This is a genomic window from Legionella norrlandica (assembly GCF_000770585.1).
Classification (GTDB): Bacteria; Pseudomonadota; Gammaproteobacteria; order Legionellales; family Legionellaceae; genus Legionella; species Legionella norrlandica.
In genome coordinates, this window is the sequence record NZ_JNCF01000143.1 from 1 (window position 1) to 339 (window position 339).

Here is a 339-nt window from a genome sequence, read left to right on the forward strand (position 1 = left end):
TCTCGAATTTGGATTGCATACTTTCACCTTAATTCTATTTACTGGGGATAATTTAAAAAAGAATTATACATGAATTAATTGAATGCAAAAAGATCTGAGTGGTTTTAAATTGACCATATAGGGAGTACTCAGAAATATTCTTACATTAATGCGAGGTCACACCGATAAAATAATTAATTTTGAGAGGTTACTCTTAGGATTTCGGCTAGTGATGTGTCTCCACATAATACTCTTTTAAAACCATCTTCACGAATGCTAGGTGTGGTAGGTCTTAAATAGTTCTCCATAGTTTGAATGTCTTCATTACGATGGATCATTCCTCGCAATGTTTCATCCAGG

At 33.6% G+C, this 339-nt stretch carries 1 pseudogene; it reads right to left on the reverse strand.

Annotated elements, in window-relative coordinates:
• Window positions 1-173: 173 nt before the first annotated feature.
• Window positions 174-339, reverse strand: a pseudogene (locus tag OK13_RS14510) (type II secretion system protein GspE); the annotation flags it as partial.